The following is a 3,439-nucleotide window of genomic DNA, read 5'->3' on the forward strand; positions in this document are numbered from 1 at the left end:
ACGCCAGCCTGCTCGCCCGCGCGCCGCGGGCGGGCGACCTCGCCCTGGTCTCGCAATCGGGCACGGTCGCCGGGGCGATCGTCGAGTGGGGCGCCCGGCACGGGGCCGGGTTCTCGGCGGTGATGGCGCTCGGCAGCGCCTGCGACGTCGACATCGCCGACTGCCTCGACCACTTCGCCAACTGCCTGCGCACCCGGGCGATCCTGCTGTGCCTCGACGGGGTGTCGGACGCCCGCCGCTTCATGTCCGCCGCCCGCGCCGCCGCGCGCACCAAGCCGGTGGTGATCCTGCGCGCCGGCCGCCATGCCCGCGACGGGCGGAATCCCGAGACCCATACCGGCGCCCTGGCCCGGCCCGACGCGGTCTACGCCGCCGCGTTCCGCCGGGCGGGCCTGCTCGCGGTCGAGGATCTCGACGCGATGTTCTCGGCCGCCGAGACCCTGTCGCACCAGCGCCCGTTCGCGGGCAAGCGCCTCGCGATCCTCACCAACGGCCGCGGCATCGGCCTGCTCGCCGCCGACCGGCTCGCCGACCGCGGTGGCGTCCCGGCGGACGGGCCGGTGGTCGATCTCGGCATCACCGCCGACGGGCCGGCCTACGCCGCCGCCCTCGCGCCGATGCTGGCCGACCATGCCGGCGACGCGGTGCTGACCGTCCACGTCCCCACCGCCCGCTCGGACGCGGCCGCGGTGGCGCAGGCCGTCGCCGACACGGTGACGCGGGCGCGGCGCGGGCAGGCGCGCAAGAAGCCGGTCTTCGCGGTGTCCCACGGCGAGGCGGCCGCGGCGATCCTGGCCGGCGCCGGCATCCCCCACTTCGCCACCGATTCCGAGGCGATCGAGGGCTTCCTGCATCTGGTGCGCTACCGCGAGGCGCAGGACGACCTGATGCGCACGCCGGATTCGCTGCCGCGCGACTTCTCGCCCGACACCGCGGCCGCCGAGGCGATCGTCGCCGCCGCCCTGCGGCAGGGAGCGGCGTGGCTCGATCCGGTCGCGGTCGCCGGCCTGCTCGCGGCCTACGGCATCGAGACCGTGCCGCTGACGCTCGCCCCCGACATCGACGCGGCGGCGGCGGCCGCCTGGACGATCATCGCCGCCGGCGGCACGGTGGCGCTGAAGGTCGTCTCGCCCGACGTGGTGCACAAGTCCGACATCGGCGGCGTCCACCTCGACCTCACCAGCGAGCAGGACGTCCGCGACGCCGCGCGGAAGATCCTGGTGCGCGCCCGGCGCGAGCGGCCCGATGCCCGGGTCACGGGGTTCGCCGTGCAGCCGATGGTGCGCAAGGGCCAGCGCCGCGAGCTGATCGCGGGGCTCGCCGAGGATCCGGTCTTCGGGCCCGTGGTGGTGTTCGGCCGCGGCGGCACGGCGGTGGAGGTGATCGACGACCGGGCCCTCGGCCTGCCGCCCCTCGACCTCGCGCTCGCCGACGACCTCATCGGCCGCACCCGCGTCGCCCGGCGGCTCGCCGCCTATCGCGACGTGCCGGCGGTCGACCGCGGCGCGATCGCGCTGACGCTGGTGAAGCTCGCCCAGCTCGCCGCCGACCTGCCGGACGTGCGCGAGCTCGACATCAACCCGCTGCTCGCCGACGCCGACGGCGTCGTCGCCCTCGACGCCCGGGTGCGCCTGCGCGCCAGCCCGCGCCGGGCCGGCGGCCATCCGCGCTTCGCGATCCGGCCCTATCCCGCCGAATGGGTGCGGGCGCTGACGCTGAAGGGCCGGGCGATCGCCGTGCGCCCGGTGCGGCCCGAGGACGAGCCGCTGTTCCGGGCCTTCTTCGCCACGATCGACCCGGAGGACGTGCGGCTGCGCTTCTTCGCCCCGGTGCGCGACTTCAGCCACGCCTTCCTCGCCCGCCTGACCCAGCTCGACTACGCCCGCGCCATCGCCTTCGTCGCCCTCGACGAGACCGAGGCGGGCGCCGGCGAGGGGGCGAAGCGCATGCTCGGGGCGGTGCGCCTGCACGCCAACGCCGACGGCACCAGCGGCGAGTACGCGATCCTCGTCCGCTCCGAGGCCCGCGGCACCGGCCTCGCGCTCGCCCTGATGCGGCTCATGCTCGACTGGGCGCGCTCGGAAGGCATCGGCACCGTCGAGGGCACGGTGCTCGCCGAGAACCGCGCGATGCTCGCCGTGTGCCGCCGCCTCGGCTTCGCGCAGAGCCGCGACCCGGACGACGTCGGCGTGGTGAAGGTGCAGCTGGGGTTGCGGGGGTGAGGGGAGACGGCCATGACTCGCACATCGGCTCGGACATCGCTGACGGACCTCCTCGCGTCGCCGCCGGACATCGACCGCGCGCGCATCCTGGCGACGACGGAAGCGGAGATCCGCGCGCAGGCCGTCGCCGACGGCGACGACCCCGATACGGAGGCCGAGGGCTACCGGCTGGTTCCGCCTCCCCACGACCTGCGGCGGACCCTGGGCCTGACGCAGGCCGCTTTCGCCGCCCTGCTCCGGTTTCCGATCGGGACGGTGCGGAACTGGGAACAGGGCCGCACGCCGCCCAATCCCGCGGCGCGCACGCTGCTGACCCTGGTGGCCGCAGATCCCGCCCATGCGCTGCGGGTGCTCGGGACGCCGCGGGCGCCATGAAAAAAGCCCCGCCTCCTCATCGGAAGCGGGGCCGCGTCTCGCGTCACGCGATACGGCTCAGTGGCCGCCCTCGGTGGCGTTGCGGGTCGACTCGTAGAGGAACCAGGTGCGCTCCTCGGACTGGTCGATCCACTCCTCGAGCAGCGAGGTGGTCGAGACGTCGTTGGCCTCGTCGGTGACCTCGTGCAGCTCGCGCATGTTGGCGGTGAGCGTCTTGTTGTCGTCGCGCAGCTCGCGCAGCATGTCGAGCGGCGAGACGTACTCCGCGTCGTTGTCGGCGACGCGGGTCAGCGACTTCGCCTGGCCCAGCGACTTCAGCGCGGTGCCGCCGATCTTGCGGGCGCGCTCGGCCACGTCGTCGATGATCGCGAAGATCTGCTCGCCCTGCTCGTCGAGCAGCAGGTGGTAGTCGCGGAAGTTCGGGCCGCTCATGTGCCAGTGGAAGTTCTTAGTCTTGATGTAGAGCGCGAACAGGTCCGAGGTCAGGACCGCGAGGCCCTCGGCGATCTTCTTGGTGTCGGCCGGGTCGAGGTCGGTCGGGGTGTTGAGGCGATCGCTCTCGATGCGAGTGATGGGCTTGGCCTTCGCCATGGTGGTCGCTCCGTTTGGGTCTGTCGGGGGCGAACGCCGGGCGGCCGCCGCGACGGCCCCGGCATCCCTCACCCGGCAGAATGAGCGGTGGCGGCGATTGTTCCAGGGCCGGCCCGCGGCGCGGGGCAGGGGTGCCGCCGGTGCACAGGCTGGAACCATTCCAGGCGGCGGCGCGGGTCCGCTCAGTTCGGGATCGCGCCCGGCGGCCGCGGGGCCGGCCCGTCGCCGAGCTGCGTCGCCTGCGGCCGCGG

3 protein-coding genes are annotated in these 3,439 nt (G+C 74.6%); 2 read left to right on the forward strand and 1 reads right to left on the reverse strand.

The window, feature by feature from the left end; all coding sequences use genetic code 11:
- On the forward strand, positions 1–2,222 hold a 2,222-nt coding region (locus FV230_RS26175), incomplete at its 5' end, for a GNAT family N-acetyltransferase (protein WP_147844462.1).
- Positions 2,223–2,234: 12 nt separating this feature from the next.
- Entirely contained in the window at positions 2,235–2,597 is a 363-nt protein-coding gene (locus FV230_RS26180) for a helix-turn-helix domain-containing protein (protein ID WP_147844463.1), read from the forward strand.
- Between the two features lie 57 nt (positions 2,598–2,654).
- Here FV230_RS26180 and FV230_RS26185 read toward each other — a convergent pair whose 3' ends face one another.
- The gene (locus FV230_RS26185) at positions 2,655–3,188 is read right to left on the reverse strand and encodes a DNA starvation/stationary phase protection protein (RefSeq protein ID WP_147729700.1); all 534 of its coding nucleotides are present in this window, start codon (positions 3,186–3,188) and stop codon (positions 2,655–2,657) included.
- Positions 3,189–3,439: the final 251 nt, after the last annotated feature.

Origin of the sequence: Methylobacterium sp. WL6 (assembly GCF_008040095.1) — a bacterium.
Taxonomy (GTDB): Bacteria; Pseudomonadota; Alphaproteobacteria; order Rhizobiales; family Beijerinckiaceae; genus Methylobacterium.